Genomic DNA, 15,022 nt, shown 5'->3' with positions numbered 1-15,022 from the left:
TCGATCACTCTCCTTTTTCTATACTTTGGAAAGTCTTTTCCAATTTGTCGGCAAATTCTGTGATTTCTTCTTTTGTTACAGTTAATGGAGGTAATATCCGAACAACATCCGGACCTGCTGTTAAAATAAGAAGGTTTTTAGTCATTGCTTTTTGGACAATTTCAATGGCAGTGGTTTCGACAACCAAACCTTTTAATAGGCCTTTACCACGGATTTCTTTGATAAAAGAGTACTTATCCTTTAGGTCTTGAAGCTGAAGCTCGAGAAACTCTGACATTTCATTTACTGTGTCTAACAAATTGCTATTAAGTATATGGGTGATGGTTGCCAGCCCTGCTGCAGTCGCTAATGGGTTCCCGCCAAAAGTACTGCCGTGGCTGCCCGGTTCAAAGCCTTTTGCTGCTACTTCTTTGGCAATGATGGCTCCGATTGGGAATCCCGAGCCAAGACCTTTAGCGATACTAATAACATCCGGTTCTATGGAATATTGTTCGTAAGCAAAAAGGGTTCCCGTTCGGCCAATCCCTGTTTGAATTTCATCGACCATAAGCAGGATGTCGTTTTCTTTACAAACTTGGTTGAGTTTTTTTACCCATTCCGGGTTTGCTGGAATAACTCCGCCCTCGCCTTGAACAAGCTCAAGAAGTACTGCAGCTGGTTTGATTATATGAAGTTTATTAAGTGCTTCGCTGTCATTAAACGGCAGGTAGCTAAACCCAGGCATAAGCGGTGAAAAGCCCTGTTGGATTTTTTCCTGACCAGTGGCCGTTAATGTAGCTAAGGTTCTGCCATGGAATGATTGCTCGAATGTAACAACTTCAGATGAACAGCTGCTCCCCTTAACCTTGTTTGCATATCTTCTCGCTAACTTAATGGCGGCCTCATTTGCTTCTGCACCGCTATTGCAAAAAAAGACTTGATCACCAAAGCTGTTTGCTGTAAGCAAAGCAGCCAACTGCTCTTGGTTCGGAATGTTATATAGATTTGAGCAGTGCCAGAGGTTTTGTAATTGTTCTTCGAGTTTTTCTTTTACTGGGTCAGGCACATGACCTAGGTTACAGGTTGCAATACCTGAAGTGAAATCTAAATATTGGTTTTCTTGATCATCCCAAACGTAACTTCCCTTTCCCTGCACTATCGTGACTGGGAAGCGGGAGTAAGTTGCCATTACCGGTGAGATTTGGGACATGGAAATGTCGTTCACCATTATGCAATCTCCTCTTCTAAGACAATTTTTGTACCGATTTTTTTTCCGTTTGTATAATCTATTAAGCTATTTTTCTCAAAACCGTTAATGATTCCAACCTCTGGGATATTATGATCTAGGCCATCAATAGCTGCTCTTACCTTAGGGATCATCCCGCCATAAATTATTTGGTCCTTTATCATTTCTTCGATAATTTCTTTTGATACTTTATCTAGTTTTGTTTTCACACCATCTTTTTCGACTAATATCCCTGGGATATCACTGATAAAGCAAAGGTTCGCTCCTAAGGCCTTTGCAATTGCGGATGCAGCAATATCGCCATTAATGTTATAACGTTGACCGCTTGAATCAATTCCAATTGGGGAAACAACCGGAATACCTCCATGTGCGATGATTCCTTCAAGCACCTTGTGATTGACCCCAGTTACGTCACCCACAAAACCTAAAGTCTTTGCATTTTGGGTAGGCATTGCTTGCAGCAAACTGCCATCGACCCCGCTGACTCCAATAGCATTTCCACCAACTTCGATTATATTTCGTACAACCTGTTTGTTTACTGAGCCGCTTAAAACCATTTCTACTACATCTAAAACTTGGTGATCCGTTACTCTGAGACCATTCACGAATTTTGTTTCAACGTTTAAGCTTTTTAATAATGAGGTAATTAGCGGGCCACCGCCATGAACAATAATTGGCGTCCATTTGCTAGATTTATGCATTTTCACGAGATCCTCATAAAAGGATCTTGGCAGATTATCTAACACACTTCCTCCACATTTAATGACTAAATATTTCATTTTCGGCCCCCCTTAAGTGCGGTAGGATGCGTTTATTTTCACGTAATCATAGGTAAGGTCGCATCCCCAGGCAGTTGCACTGTAATCACCTTGATTTAATTCAACATGAATGACGACATTTTCATTTTCTAAATAACCTTTTACTTCTTCTTCAACGAATGGGGAAGGCAAACCATTTTCGAATACTTTGTATTGACCTAATGAAACCTTTAATAAGTTAGGCTCGATGGGAACCCCACTGTACCCGGCAGCTGTGACAATTCTTCCCCAGTTTGGATCGGTTCCATAAATGGCTGTTTTTACAAGATTAGAAGAAATAATCGATTTACCTACTGCACTTGCAGCATTTAAACTAAATGCCCCATCAACTTGTACTTCAATTAGCTTTGTTGCTCCTTCGCCATCACGGGCAATTTTTTTGGCAAGTGATTCACAAACAATTTTTAACCCTTGTTTAAAAACGTCCCATTCCGGATGATCCTTAGTCAGTTGATTGTTCTCAGCTAAACCATTCGCCATTACCAATACCATGTCGTTTGTGCTTGTATCACCATCAACGGTAATCATATTGAATGTTGTATTCGTTACTTCTCTTAAGGCAAAAAGAAGATCATCATGGGCAATGTTTGCATCTGTTGTTACAAAGCCAAGCATTGTGGCCATGTTTGGATGAATCATTCCAGAACCCTTAGCAGCTCCGCCTATGCTTACTGTTTTTCCGTCTATGTTTATTTGGACCCCGATTTGCTTTATGCAAGTATCGGTTGTTAATATTGCTTGTTTAAAGTTTTCTTCACTTTCACATTCTTTCTGGAGAATTTGTTTAATGCCGGTTTTGATTTTGCCCATTGGCAGCAGTTCTCCAATAACTCCTGTAGAAGTAACTCCAACTAAATGATCTTGAATGCTTAACTCACTAGCGAATCCCTTTTGCATTTCATATGCGTCCAATAATCCTTGCTCCCCTGTGCAAGCATTGGCATTACCCGAATTCACGAGTATCGCTTGAATTTTATTTTCTTTTGCAATACTATCTTGGGTAACTAACAGCGGTGCAGCTTGAAAAATGTTTGTTGTATACACGCCAGCAGCGACTGCTGGTATTTCGGAAACAATGTAACCTAGGTCGAGCCGTTTTCTTTTAATACCACAATGCATTCCGCCAGCTTTGTAGCCCTTCGGCAACGTTATACTCCCATCTTCTAGAACAACAATCTCATTTGTTGAAGTTGCTTGCGTCAATTTTATTTCCCCCTTATTTTCCCTTTGGTCGTATAACTAGGAAACTACCAATTTTTTTATTTCATGGATACATCGGAATATCCGTTAGTCCTGTTCGTTCATCCCAACCATTCATAATGTTTACATTTTGAATGGCCTGGCCCGCTGCCCCTTTAACTAAATTGTCAATGACAGAAATAATAGTTAAGCGATTTGTTCTTTCATCGACATGCAAGCCAATATCACAAAAATTTGACCCAAGAACTTCTTTTGTTGAGGGGATATTTCCCTCAGGCCGAACTCTTATAAAATAAGATTCTTGATAAAATTGTTTATATAAATCAAAAACTTTTTTTGTTGAAATTTTCTCTTTTAAATTTACGTACATCGTACACATGATACCTCTCGTCATCGGAACAAGGTGTGTAGTAAATGTAATAGTTATTGGAGTTCCGCTCTCGTCCGAAAGCACTTGTTCTATTTCTGGAATATGCTGATGTGCCCCTAATTTATAAGCTTTTAAGTTTTCATTTATTTCTGCGTAATGTGAGGTTAATGATAGTCCTCTTCCTGCACCAGAGACCCCTGATTTTGCATCAATAATTATTGAATCTATAACTGCTAAATTAGATTTGAGTATCGGGATAAGTCCGAGTGTTGCAGCAGTCGGATAGCAACCTGGATTGGCAATAAAAGACGCATTTTTGATTTCTATCGTATTAATTTCACTTAATCCATATGTCGCCTGATTTAGATATTTCTCATCAACAGGTGAGTGCTTATACCAAGATTCATATTCTTCAGATTTCTTTAGCCGAAAATCTCCAGATAGGTCTACGCATTTTTTTTCTTTTTCTAATATCTTCGGAACGAGCTTGCTACTAACACCTGATGGGGTTGCAAAAAAGACAATGTCATTTTCTTCACTTAATCTTTCTGTATTGAATGTTTCAAGCGGTTGAACAACAACGTTTGAGAGATGAGGATAAATATCATTAAAACTAAACCCCGCTTGGGAGTTTGAAACAACAGAACCAACCTCCAAAAATGGATGCTTTTTTATTAACCTCACTAACTCAATTGCACCATAACCTGTTCCCCCAATAACCGCAGCCCTCAATTTTTTCAACTCCTATATTGCTTTTATATAATGAATTATTATACATACATATATATAATTATTCAATAATAAAATGACTTAATTTTTCATTTATACTGAAAATAACCGCCTTTTATTTTGAAAACGCTTACATTTGTTGGTGGAAGATTATACATTGTTTATGCACAAAAAAAGTTCCTGCTTTAGCAAGAACTTTGATTAAATACTATTAGAAATTCTTCAAAACTCTGTGATGAACTGCACCCCTCTTTGTTAGATCGGGTCCAACAATTAGGGGGGCAGTTTAGTTCAGTTTGAGTGCTTTTTGTTTATAAATTCGAATGCAAGAGGTTCACAATTTTTCGTAATTCTGTTACATCTATTTGCCCTGGTGCAGATGCTTTTTTTGCTGCTCCAAATGTCAAAACTGAGCCAAATATTTCACCGGCTAAACGGCTGATTACCCCTTTTCCCCCCATTGACATTGTTATGAATGGTCTGTCAGCATACTGTTCGTTCATTGTGTTAGTTGCATCTAATAATGTCAGTACGTCTGCGGCACTAGTCGGCATAACAGCTAATTTTGGTAAATCGCCTCCCAATTCCTGTGCTTTCCTTAATCGTGACACGATTTCTTCCTTTGGTGGAGTTCTTTCAAAATCATGATTGGAGATGATGACGAACACGTTGTATGTATGGGCGGCATTAATAAGTCTTTTAATATCACTTTCATCATTAAATAATTCAATATCAATGAGGTCTACTTGGCCGGTTTCGACAATTGCCTTGTTTAATTCAAAATAAAATGACGGATTACATTCCTTTTCGCCACCTTCTTTAGCACTGCGGAATGTAAAGATAAGCGGTGTGTCAGCTAGGATAGCACGGATTTCAACAATTGCCTCCTTCACTTTCTCGATCTCATCCACATGTTCAAAAAAATCAGCCCGCCACTCAATGATATCTAATTCTATTGTTTTTAAAAAAGAGGCTTCTTCCTTTAATTGCGATAAGGTTTTTCCTACCATCGACACACAGATTTTTGGTGCCCCTTTACCAAGAGTAATCCCCCTGACAGTTACAGTTTTTTTCATAATCCCACCTTCTCTATTACATCAAAATAGTTAATTTGTTTATGATTAAATTAGCAATTTCTTCTGGATCTTGGTTATCAGTAATCACCTTTAGATGATGATTTGAATAAATCTCTTGCCTTTTATAAAAAAGCTCTTTCATTTCGTCTAATGACTTTCCTTGTAAAACAGGACGGCTATCAATAATCTGACTAATCCGCTCTTTCCAATTTTCAAAAGATAAATCTAGAAAAATAACAAAACTAGCAGACAAACAAACCTTTCTGATGTCCCCTTGTAAAAAGGCCCCTCCACCTAGAGATAAAATCTTACTCTTTTTTTCGCATAAACTGGTGATAACGCTTTTTTCTTTTTCTCTAAAAGCCCTTTCACCAATTTTATTGAAAATTCCCGAAACCTTCATTCCATATTCTTTTTCTATTTCTTCATCAATATCAATAAATTCACGATTAAGTTTTTCTGCTACAAGTTTACCTACAGTCGTTTTCCCGACACCCATGAACCCGATAAATACAATGCTTTTTTCTCTATCATTATTCAAATTTTTTCAATCCCCCAAAAGACAAACAATAAGTTCACTTGATTTTTCTGAATTTTTTTCAATTATAAGCCTTTCTATCATCAAATAACAATTATTCTATCCACTCTCTTTTAGATTTTTTTTTCAATAAAGAAGACTCGCCGATTGGCGAGCCCGGAAAGGCGAAGACAAAGGCGTAGTCGCCCTTAAGCCTGATAGGAAAGTAATACTTCCTATCAGCAAATAAAAGACCCCCAAGGAGTCTTCTATTGTTTCATTTTCGGATCCAGCACATCCCTTAATCCATCACCCATTAAATTAAATCCCAAAACAGTCAGCATGATCGCCATCCCCGGAAAAAATAATGTCCACGGTGCATTTGTAATGTAGTTTTTAGAATCTGCCAGCATTTTCCCCCATTCAGGCTCGGGTGGCTGAGCACCCAATCCCAGAAATCCTAAGGCTGCTGCTTCAATGATCGCTGTTGCAATCGCTAATGTTGCCTGAACAATTACCGGCGAAATACTGTTAGGTAAAATATGCTGAAGAAGTATTCGAGTATCCTTCATTCCGACAGCTCGAGCTGCCATGATATATTCCTCTTGTTTTACACTTAAAACCTTTGATCTGACAAGCCGGCCAAAATTAGGGATGTTGATTACTGCAATTGCTATAAGCGCATTATTCAGAGATGGCCCAAGTATAGAGACAACAGCAATTGCTAAAAGGATACTTGGAAAAGCAAGCATGACATCAAAGATACGTGAAATAATTGCATCCACCCAGCGCCCATAGTATCCCGCAACGATACCAAGTAATGTTCCAAAGACAACAGATCCTAAAACCGAGAAAAATCCTACCCATAAAGATATTCTTGCACCATAGATAACTCGTGAAAAGATATCTCGTCCAAAATCATCGGTTCCGAACCAATGTTTACTTGAGGGTGCCTGCATCCTGTCGGCCAACACCTGGGTTTTAAAGCCATATGGGGCAATCCATGGGGCGATGATGGCAATAATGATAAAAAAGATGACAATACATAATCCTGCTAGTGCTAATCGATTTTTATAAAATGATTGCCATGCCTCTTTCCATGGAGGTATCAGCTTTTCCTCGGCAGGTATCGTCGAGATATCTGCCGTGTTTTTTGCCAGTTCTGCCACTCTAGATCCCTCCTTATTTGGTGTATTTAATTCTTGGATCAACAAAAACATATAAGAGATCCACGATTAAATTGATGAGGACAAAAATAGCTGCAATGATTAAGATTCCTGACTGAATAACTGGATAGTCACGATAGCCAATGGCATCGTATAAATACCGGCCAATTCCCGGCCAGCTAAAGATGGTTTCTGTTAAGATTGCTCCCCCCAATAACAGCCCCGTCTGTAAGCCAATAACTGTAAGTACTGGAATAATCGCATTTTTTAATGAGTGCTTGTACACCACCCAAAACATTCTAAGTCCTTTCGCTCTAGCTGTACGAATGTAATCGGATTTCATTACCTCAAGCATCGTTGCCCTGGTCATCCTTGCAATAATTGCCATTGGGATGGTGGCAAGAGCAATGCTCGGCAGTACCAGATGCTTTATAACCGTTATAAATTGATCAAATCTTCCCTGAAATAATGTATCGATTAAATAGAGATTCGTTATCGCTGTAATAGGATCCCTGACATCCTCCCTACCGGTTGTCGGAAGCCAGCCTAATTCAATGGAAAAAGCCCATTGTTCCATTAAGCCCAGCCAAAAAATGGGCATCGATACACCAATTAAGGCGAGAACCATAGCTATATAATCAAACCATGAATTTGAAAACCAAGCGCTAATAATCCCTGCATTCACGCCAATAACGATGGCGATGATCATGGCTACAACGGTTAATTCCAATGTGGCAGCCAAGTATGGCCATATTTCTTCGTTAATAGGTAACCTAGTCTCCAGTGAAATACCTAAATCACCATGCAATAAGGATTTTATATAATCGAAATACTGTATGTACCACGGCCTGTCCAGCCCCAACTGTGCCGTCAAATTAGCGACCGCTTCTTTCGTTGCTCTTTGTCCGAGAATCACTTGTGCCGGATTCCCGGGAATTGCATGTATAATGGCAAAAACAACAAGGGTCATCCCGATCAATACTGGAAATAATGCTAGAATCCGCCGGACTGTATACGTTAACAATACATTCACCCCTTTTAAAAAGACCTTTAATGTTAGGCTGTAATTCCTACATCGCATTTTTTATGGATTTCCAGCCTAAAAGTCACGTAGAACCCTCTACTTCAACTTTTTTATGGATTTTCACCAAAAATGGCCACGTAGATCTTCTCTCCTTCGACTTTTTCATGGATTTTCACCGATAAATAGAACAAGAGCTTAAAAATCGAACATAAACAACAAGGAAAATTTACATACCTTTATGTTAAGAAAAGGGGAGGCAAAGCTCCCTCCCCTTTTTTCCAGTTATTATTTAAATTCTACTTTACTTAAGCATTCAGAACCGGTTGGATGTGGTACGTAATTCAATACATCCTTAGACGCTGCCAACAGTGGTGTTGAGTGGACAAGCGGTACCCATGGAGCATCTTCATGGATGATTTCCTGTGCTTTTTTATAAAGCTCGTTCCGCTTTGCTTGATCCGTTTCTGTTTGCGCCTCAATTAAGATGGTATGCAGTTCGTCGTTGCTGTAGTAAGCGTAGTTGTTGCTGCCAATGCTGTCTTTATCAAGTAATGTGTAAATGAAGTTATCAGGGTCGCCGTTGTCACCTGTCCAGCCAAGCATAAAGGCATCAAATTCCCCTTTTGTGGCTTTTTCTAAATATGTGGCCCAGTCGACAGATTTGATTTCTGCTGTTACCCCGATTTTACTTAAGCTTTCTTGGATCACTTCAGCAACCTTCTGGGCTTCAGGCATGTATGGACGAGCAACAGGCATTGCCCATAATTCCATTTTAAATCCTTTCTCGTATCCTGCTTCCTTCAATAGTGCTTTTGCCTTTTCTAAATCATATGGATATTCTTGAATGGCATCGTTATAGCCTTCAATGGAAGGAGGCATTGGGTTTTTAGCTGGAAGTGCTTTTCCGCCATAGAAAGCATCAATAATGGCTTTCTTGTCAACAGCGTGGTTAATTGCCTGGCGAACAAGCTTATTGTCAAATGGCTTACGAGTATTGGTTAAACCAATATAACCAACGTTCATTGAAGGCCGTTCGATAATTTGCAGCTTATCATCAGACTTAACCTTTTCCTCATCTGAGTTATTCAAACCATCCATTACATCGATTTCACCTTTTGCAAGTGCATTAAGACGTGCAGCATTCTCTGGAATAACCCGGAAAATGATTTTGTTTAACTTCGGTAAACCCTTTTGCCAGTAGTCTGGATTCTTTTCAACGACAATTCGGTCTTTCTTTTTCCATTCAACAAATTTAAATGGACCTGTTCCAACTGGATGGCTTCTGAAATCGTCACCCCATTTTTCCACGGCTTTCGGGCTGGCAATCCCAAATGGCGACATCGCTAAGTTTTTCAAGAACGGAGCCTGTGGTCGTTTCAAAATGAACTGAACTGTGTTCTTATCAACTGCTTTAACCTCTTTAATGACGTGCCCTTCATCGGCTTTATAGCCGCCAAACATAGTGTAATAAGGGAATTTCTCATCATTTCCATTCATCCAGCGATTAAAGTTAAAGACAACGGCATCTGCATTAAATTCAGTGCCGTCATGGAATTTCACCCCTTGTTGTAGTTTAAAAGTGTAAGTTAAACCATCATCAGAGGCTTTCCATTCTTTAGCAAGTCCCGGCTTGATTGTGGTATCCTGCTCCCCATACTCAAGCAAAGTTTCATAAATATTTTCTGTTACTTTAAATGCTTCCCCTTCAGTCGTTGTGATTGGGTCCAAAGAAGTGGAGTCACCCCCGCGGCCATACACAAGTGTATCCTTTTTGGAACCATTACTAGTGCCCGGGTCTTTTTTGCCATCAGTTTCATTATTCGTTTTGCTGTTACAGCCAACTAAAAACATGCTGATGGCTAATAAAGAAATCAACAGCAGTTTAAAAGACTTTTTCTTCATGAGATTTTTTACCCCCTATACGTTTGTTTTATTATCATAAATGCAGCAAATCACTTGTCGTATAAGTGACATGCCACAAAATGACCATTTAAATTATGTTCCTTGGGTCTAACCGTTTTACAACTCTCCATTACCTGTGAGCATCTTGTATGGAAAGCACACCCTGTAGGTGGATTGGCCGGACTTGGAAGTTCCCCTTCAATTAAAATCGTTTTCCTTCTTATATCCGGGTCTGGTACCGGTACTGACGAAAGAAGTGCTTTCGTATAAGGGTGCTTTGGATTTTCATAGAGTTCTTCACTATCGGATAGTTCTATTAATCTTCCTAAATACATCACACCGACTCGATCACTGATATGACGGACGACACTTAAATCATGAGCGATAAATATGTACGTAAGCTGAAACTCTTTTTGAATATCCTTCATTAGGTTGAGAACCTGTGCCTGAATCGAAACGTCAAGTGCAGAAACGGGTTCATCGGCAATAATCAACTTCGGTTTTGTCATCAATGCTTTAGCTATCCCGATTCGCTGGCGCTGTCCGCCGCTGAATTGGTGGGGATACCGCTTCGCGTGATAGCGGCTTAAGCCAACCACCTCAAGCATTTCTCTTACCTGCTTCTGTCGTTCCTCTTTCGTTCCAATTCCATGGACAATCAGCGGCTCTTCTAAAATTTGCTCAACAGAGTGTCTTGGGTTTAAGGATGCATAGGGATCCTGGAACACCATTTGAATATCCCTGCGCGTTTTTCTTAATTCTGACTTTGACATCCTTGTAATCTCTTTATCTTCAAAAATAATTCTTCCATCACTCGCCTCAATCAAGCGCATCAGCAGGCGGCCAGTCGTTGACTTTCCACAGCCGCTTTCCCCGACAATCCCCAATGTTTCTCCTTTTTTAACATAAAATGAAACATCATCGACTGCTTTGACTTCTCCTTGTTTTCTACCAAAAAGACCACCCGTTATCGGAAAATATTTTTTCAGCCCATTTACCTCAAGAAGTAACTCCGACATGTTTGTCACTCCCCTCCTTCAATGTATGTAAGAAACAGCGCACTTCATGTCCGTCTCTTTCCGATTTATATAATTCTGGCGCTTCTTCATGGCATTGGCTAAATACCTCAGCACATCTAGCCGCAAACCGACAGCCCTTATGGACAGAGCCAGGTGCAGGGACCGTTCCTGGGATGCTGTAGAGACGCTCCTTTTTCACAAGTAAATCTGGCACAGACTTTAGCAGACCTTTTGTATAAGGATGCTGTGGATCCTTTAAGATTTTCCTGACGTCTCCTTGTTCAACGATTTGACCGGAATACATAACAATCACCCGTTCACAAATTTCTGCTACGACACCCAAATCGTGGGTAATTAGAATGATCGAAGTGTTTGTCTTTTGATTTAAATCTTTCATTAAAGCAAGGATTTGTGCTTGAATCGTGACATCGAGAGCCGTCGTAGGCTCGTCCGCAATTAACACCTTCGGATTGCAGGCCATCGCCATCGCAATCATCACCCTCTGCCTCATTCCTCCTGATAGCTGGTAGGGAAGCTCTTTAAGTATTCCTTCTGCCCTTGGGATACCAACTAACTTTAATAATTCAATACTCCGTACCTTCGCTTGTGATTTTGAAAGGCTAGTATGTAATCGAATTGCTTCCATAAGCTGATTTCCAACCGTAAACAAAGGATTCAAAGATGTCATCGGTTCTTGGAAAATCATCGATATCTGATTTCCACGTATATTTCGCCATTCCTTTTCAGAAATATTTTTCAGGTCTTTTCCTTCAAAAATGATTTCGCCGTTCTCAATTCTTCCTGGCGGAGACGGAATCAACCCCATTGTCGCTAGAGAGGTGACACTCTTCCCGCTCCCGGATTCCCCGACTATCCCAAGAATTTCTCCATCTTTCAATTCAAAACTGATACCATCCACTGCAGGGACGAATTTTTTTCCCGATTGGAACGACACCTTTAAGTTCTTTATACAAAGCATAGGATCCTTATCCACATTTACACCTACTTTAGCTATTCTTATAATTATTCATCAGTAGATTTCCAACATTTTCTCAATTTAATGAATTTTATGACTATTATTACATACCCCATATAGAGAAATTTGTAGAAATTTGTTGGAAACATAAAAATTATTAAAAAAAGTGCCTGACATCATTCGCGGTTTATCGCGAACGGTGTCAGGCACTATCCATTCTCACTAAATATATTTCTTTTTCGTGCCACAAAAAACATGAGTATCTTCAGAAAAAGAGTTTAATTCTTTGATCCAGTATAAATGTTGATAGCATCTCTTAAAAATTCTGCTGTTCCTGGCTGCTCTTTGTCATAATACGCTTTAAACCTTTCATCTTCGACATACATTTGTGCTAGCCCGGCATGTGCCTCCTTGCTGTATTCGTTCCAAAAGAAGCATAGCCATTGTTTATGCAGATCAGCGGCTTTTTGTGCTAAATCACCTGCAGGGTCACCAGTTTTAAAAGCCTCAGCTAAGGTTGCTGTAACTTGTTCCGCTAGAGCTGTTACCTCATCATGCTGCTCCTGGGTCATATTCATTGCTTTTGCATTAGAGCGATTGATGGTATCGTCACCATATTTTTCACGAATTTCTTTGCCATACTTTTTCTCGTTTTCTTCAATCATTTTTTTCTTAAATCCTTCAAACCTCTCTTTATTAGACATTTGTATTCTCCCTTCTGTTAATGAAATGGTTTTTTCTACATTAGCAATTAATAACTCTAATTGCTCCTTTTTTTCGAGGAGTTTTTCACGGTGTTCTCTAAGTGCAGCGGCACCATCAAAGGATGGGGCTGTAACTATTGTCTTTATTCTATCTAAACTGACACCTAATTCCCGGTAAAATAGGATTTGCTGCAGGCGATTCACTTCCTCCTGACCATAGATCCTATACCCTGACGAATTGATTCTTGCCGGCTTAAGAATACCAATTTCATCATAATACCGAAGAGTTCTGGTGCTAACCCCTGCTAAATGAGCCAGCTTTTGCACTGTATACTCCATTTGATCACCTCCTCATCAATCACAATACACCTTTACGCAACGTCAATGTCAATCACTAAAATGCCCAACTTTTCAAAGTACCTTTAATGATGCCTTTCATGATGCCTGACACCATTACTCCTATTTACATAGTAGTTAGTTTATTTAGGGTGTCAGGCACCATTACTACTTTTTCCACTATTTCTATTTGGGAAAATAGGAGGTAGTGCGTCTGCTGCTACCTTTTTTTGGTTTCATTATGTTCCGGACGAGTTCAAGTGATGTTTGTTCCCCATATGGCATACAGTTGTACAAAGGGGGATTGGCATGTACACTTCTTTATCAACTATTAAACTTTTACGGTATGTCGTGGCATATGTTTTTATAACGTCTGGTTTTATGAAACTGATTAGTACTGAGTTAGCCAATAGCTTTCTCAAAATAGGACTTCCCTATCCTCACATCATGTTATATGTGGTAGTCTTTCTTGAGATTGTTTGTGGGATTTTAATATTGCTGAATAAGGCTGTAGAAAATGCTGTGATTCCTTTAATCACCATCATGATTGCTGCCCTTCTATTAACAAAATTACCTTCTATACACACAGGATTTATTCAGTTTGCTTTCAACGCCAGATTAGACATCGTCATGTTAGTCTTGCTTATCATTTTATACAACCGAACTCCCAGATAAAGAAAACTCGCCGATTGGCGAGCCCCTAGGGCGAAGACAGAGGCGTAGTTGCACTTATACTTTCCTAGTAGCAAACAAAGAGGATGTTTCAAACGGGGAAACTCTTATGTAACATCCTCTTTTAACATATAATTCTCTTCAAAATTTAAATAATCTCCCTCAATAACAGCCTATTTTGATAACTGTGTTAAAATACAGGTAGTAATAGGGGGAATTAAAATGAGCCTAAAAGAAAAAGTAAAGAACCTTCCCGAAACCCCTGGTGTATATCTTATGGAAGATTCCCATGGAAGGATTATTTATGTAGGAAAGGCAAAAAATCTTAAGAATAGAGTTAGAACCTACTTTCAAAACTCAAATGTGCATCCTCAAAAGATTAAAAAACTCAAAGCAAATATAGCGGAATTTAAATACATCCTTACTGATACGGAATTTGAAGCATTTTTACTTGAATGCCAAATGATAAGAGAATTAAAGCCAATTTTTAATAAGAAAATGAAAAATCCACATTCCTACAGCTATGTCATGATTCAAATGGATGGCAGCAAACAGAAATTTGAAATCACCACTAACCTTAAAAAAGATGGAAATTTTTATTTCGGTCCATTTACAAGTAAACATACTGTAGAAAAAGCAATCCAAGGAATAAAAGAATTTTTTAAAATAAGCTGCAGTAACTTAACTTATAGGAACACCCCTTGTCTAAATCATTCATTAGGCTTATGTATTGGAATATGCTTCCGAGCCCCTGCAGTTGAAGAGTATAAAAATATATTGAAAAAAATCATCGACTTACTTAATGGCACTGACATGGTCATACTTGAAGAAATGAAACAAAAAATGGTAGATGCATCCTTGAACTTTGACTTTGAAACAGCAGCAAAATACAGAGACAATCTAGATGCAATCCACTCCCTTATTTATAAAGAAAAAGTGATTGAATTTACTGAAGCGAATAAAAATATTGTCATCTTAGAATCCCTCAATGACAATGTTCTTAAACTCTTCCTTATAAAAGGGAACAAGGTTCTTTTTAGAGAAAAATATAATGTAGAGGACCTAATTCTAGAGAAACTTGTTAAGACGATCAAAACAAACGTATTAACCTCTTTCAAGGATGACTCATATACCAACATTGAAGTTAGCAGGGATGATATAGATGAAGCGCAGATTATCTATAGCTATTTAAAAGGCAGCACATGCAATTATATAATTATCCCTGATAATTGGCTTGGGATTGACAATTATACCAAAATAGACGCTGCCCTTACCCTTACTTTAGGTG

14 protein-coding genes are annotated in these 15,022 nt (G+C 38.9%); 2 read left to right on the top strand and 12 right to left on the bottom strand.

The window, feature by feature from the left end:
- Window positions 1–4: 4 nt before the first annotated feature.
- From V7150_RS18790 to V7150_RS18735, 12 genes are all read right to left on the bottom strand, one after another.
- Complete coding sequence (locus tag V7150_RS18790; protein ID WP_335521367.1) at window positions 5–1,207, bottom strand: acetylornithine transaminase; 1,203 nt, start codon at window positions 1,205–1,207, stop codon at window positions 5–7.
- Window positions 1,207–2,004: an acetylglutamate kinase gene (gene argB / locus V7150_RS18785; RefSeq protein ID WP_335521365.1), complete on the bottom strand. Its 798-nt coding sequence runs from the start codon at window positions 2,002–2,004 to the stop codon at window positions 1,207–1,209. The genes V7150_RS18790 and argB overlap by 1 nt, the downstream gene beginning before the upstream one ends.
- A gap of 12 nt (window positions 2,005–2,016) precedes the next feature.
- Window positions 2,017–3,246, bottom strand: coding sequence for a bifunctional ornithine acetyltransferase/N-acetylglutamate synthase (gene argJ, locus V7150_RS18780; RefSeq protein ID WP_335521363.1), 1,230 nt, complete (start codon window positions 3,244–3,246; stop codon window positions 2,017–2,019).
- Window positions 3,247–3,307: 61 nt separating this feature from the next.
- Entirely contained in the window at window positions 3,308–4,345 is a 1,038-nt protein-coding gene (gene argC, locus V7150_RS18775) for an N-acetyl-gamma-glutamyl-phosphate reductase (RefSeq protein WP_335521361.1), read from the bottom strand.
- A 308-nt stretch (window positions 4,346–4,653) separates the two neighbouring features.
- Window positions 4,654–5,418 (bottom strand): type I 3-dehydroquinate dehydratase, encoded by a 765-nt coding sequence (aroD, locus tag V7150_RS18770; RefSeq protein ID WP_335521359.1) that lies wholly within the window; start codon window positions 5,416–5,418, stop codon window positions 4,654–4,656.
- Between the two features lie 16 nt (window positions 5,419–5,434).
- Complete coding sequence (locus tag V7150_RS18765) at window positions 5,435–5,959, bottom strand: shikimate kinase (RefSeq protein WP_335521357.1); 525 nt, start codon at window positions 5,957–5,959, stop codon at window positions 5,435–5,437.
- Window positions 5,960–6,204: 245 nt separating this feature from the next.
- Window positions 6,205–7,104 (bottom strand): nickel transporter permease, encoded by a 900-nt coding sequence (gene nikC, locus V7150_RS18760; protein ID WP_335521355.1) that lies wholly within the window; start codon window positions 7,102–7,104, stop codon window positions 6,205–6,207.
- Window positions 7,105–7,117: 13 nt separating this feature from the next.
- Window positions 7,118–8,125, bottom strand: coding sequence for an ABC transporter permease (locus V7150_RS18755; RefSeq protein WP_335521353.1), 1,008 nt, complete (start codon window positions 8,123–8,125; stop codon window positions 7,118–7,120).
- A gap of 285 nt (window positions 8,126–8,410) precedes the next feature.
- Window positions 8,411–10,027, bottom strand: coding sequence for an ABC transporter substrate-binding protein (locus tag V7150_RS18750; protein ID WP_335521351.1), 1,617 nt, complete (start codon window positions 10,025–10,027; stop codon window positions 8,411–8,413).
- A gap of 50 nt (window positions 10,028–10,077) precedes the next feature.
- On the bottom strand, window positions 10,078–11,046 hold the full coding sequence (locus tag V7150_RS18745; protein ID WP_335521350.1) for an ABC transporter ATP-binding protein: 969 nt from the start codon (window positions 11,044–11,046) through the stop codon (window positions 10,078–10,080).
- Window positions 11,027–12,025 (bottom strand): ABC transporter ATP-binding protein, encoded by a 999-nt coding sequence (locus V7150_RS18740; RefSeq protein ID WP_420490309.1) that lies wholly within the window; start codon window positions 12,023–12,025, stop codon window positions 11,027–11,029. Before V7150_RS18740 ends, V7150_RS18745 begins: the two co-directional genes overlap by 20 nt.
- A 275-nt stretch (window positions 12,026–12,300) precedes the next feature.
- On the bottom strand, window positions 12,301–13,065 hold the full coding sequence (locus V7150_RS18735; RefSeq protein WP_335521345.1) for a MerR family transcriptional regulator: 765 nt from the start codon (window positions 13,063–13,065) through the stop codon (window positions 12,301–12,303).
- Window positions 13,066–13,371: 306 nt separating this feature from the next.
- Here V7150_RS18735 and V7150_RS18730 point away from each other — a divergent pair, with 306 nt between their 5' ends.
- Window positions 13,372–13,737 carry a DoxX family protein gene (locus tag V7150_RS18730; protein ID WP_335521343.1) on the top strand — a complete coding sequence of 122 codons (366 nt, stop codon included), beginning with the start codon at window positions 13,372–13,374 and terminating at the stop codon, window positions 13,735–13,737.
- Window positions 13,738–13,956: 219 nt separating this feature from the next.
- Window positions 13,957–15,022 (top strand): GIY-YIG nuclease family protein (locus V7150_RS18725; protein WP_335521340.1); only part of this gene is annotated, 1,066 nt, incomplete at its 3' end.

The organism is Neobacillus drentensis (assembly GCF_036965245.1).
GTDB classification, from domain to species: Bacteria; Bacillota; Bacilli; order Bacillales; family Cytobacillaceae; genus Neobacillus; species Neobacillus drentensis_G.
This window is presented reverse-complemented; position numbering and strand designations above follow the sequence as displayed.

Coding starts and splice junctions, on each gene's coding strand:
- V7150_RS18790 (WP_335521367.1), bottom strand. CDS start 1,207: ATGGTGAACGACATTTCCATGTCCCAAATCTCACCGGTAATGGCAACT.
- argB (WP_335521365.1), bottom strand. CDS start 2,004: ATGAAATATTTAGTCATTAAATGTGGAGGAAGTGTGTTAGATAATCTG.
- aroD (WP_335521359.1), bottom strand. CDS start 5,418: ATGAAAAAAACTGTAACTGTCAGGGGGATTACTCTTGGTAAAGGGGCA.
- V7150_RS18750 (WP_335521351.1), bottom strand. CDS start 10,027: ATGAAGAAAAAGTCTTTTAAACTGCTGTTGATTTCTTTATTAGCCATC.
- V7150_RS18745 (WP_335521350.1), bottom strand. CDS start 11,046: ATGTCGGAGTTACTTCTTGAGGTAAATGGGCTGAAAAAATATTTTCCG.
- V7150_RS18740 (WP_420490309.1), bottom strand. CDS start 12,025: ATGCTTTGTATAAAGAACTTAAAGGTGTCGTTCCAATCGGGAAAAAAA.
- V7150_RS18735 (WP_335521345.1), bottom strand. CDS start 13,065: ATGGAGTATACAGTGCAAAAGCTGGCTCATTTAGCAGGGGTTAGCACC.
- V7150_RS18730 (WP_335521343.1), top strand. CDS start 13,372: ATGTACACTTCTTTATCAACTATTAAACTTTTACGGTATGTCGTGGCA.